The organism is Methylobacterium sp. WL103, assembly GCF_008039885.1.
GTDB lineage: Bacteria > Pseudomonadota > Alphaproteobacteria > Rhizobiales > Beijerinckiaceae > Methylobacterium > Methylobacterium cerastii.
Genome location: NZ_VRUX01000942.1, coordinates 1 through 1,132 on the forward strand (window position 1 = coordinate 1; position 1,132 = coordinate 1,132).

The 1,132-nt window shown below is 75.2% G+C and carries 1 protein-coding gene; it reads left to right on the top strand.

Features of this window, described 5'->3' with window-relative positions:
• Positions 1-1,132: oligopeptide transporter, OPT family (locus FV222_RS26890; RefSeq protein ID WP_147816181.1), on the top strand; the 1,132-nt coding region annotated here is incomplete at both ends.

Here is a 1,132-nt window from a genome sequence, read left to right on the forward strand (position 1 = left end):
GGGCCTGCGCGACCTCCTCGCAGCGGCGGCGGGCGCCGGCGCGATCGGGCTCGCGACCACCGGCTTCCGGGTGCTCGCCGACGGCGTCCATGGGACGCTCGCAGCCGGAGGCGCCGTGTTCCGCGTGGGCACCGGCTTCTCGCTGGCGCTGGTCGGCGTCGGCTACCTCGTCGGCATCGGCGCGTGCCTGGCGCTGCTCACCGGCGTGGCGATCGCCTGGGGCGTCGCCGTGCCGCTCCTGACCGCCCTCGGCCAGGGTGAGGGTGCGACGCACGCCGAGATGGCCGAGGCGGTGTGGTCGGGCCAGGTCCGGCTGATCGGGGCCGGCATCATTGCGGTCGGCGGCCTCTGGACGGTCGGGTCGCTCGCTCGTCCGGTCCTCGGCAGCGTGGCGACGGCGCTCGCCTCGGCGCGCAAGGACGGCTCGGGCCTGCCCGGCCGCGACCACCCGCGGGGCGAGCGCGACCTGCCGATCACCTGGGTCGGCGGCGCCCTGCTGGCGCTTACCGTGCCGCTGGCGTGGCTGTTCGCCAACTTCGCGTCCGGCGCCGAGCTCGGCGGAAGCCTGCCCGTGCTCGTCGTCGCCGCCACCGTGTTCGCGGTGCTGTTCGGTTTCCTGATGGCCGCCACCTGCGGCTACCTCGCCGGCCTCCTCGGCTCGTCCTCGAGCCCGATCTCCGGCATCGGCATCCTCACCGCCATGGCGGCGGCGGTGCTGCTGCCGCTGCTGATCGGCCGCTCCGCCGGCCCGGAGGGCGACCGCTTCGTCATCGCGATGGCGCTGCTCGTGGCGGCGGTCATCGTCACGATGGCCTCGATCGCCAACGACAACCTGCAGGACCTGAAGACCGGCCAGCTCGTCGACGCCACGCCGTGGCGCCAGCAGGCGGTGCTCGTGGTCGGCGTCGCGGTGGGTGCGGCCGTCGTCGCGCCGCTCCTGTCCCTGCTCTACGAGGCCTATGGCTTCGTCGGCTCGCTGCCGCGTGAAGGCATGGACGCCGCCAACGCCATGCCCGCGCCGCAGGCGGCGCTGACCTCGCAGATCGCCGCCGGCATCGTCCACGGCACCCTGCCGTGGCGGATGGTTCTGGTCGGCGCCGGGCTCGGCGCCGTGCTGGTCGCGGTCGAGGCG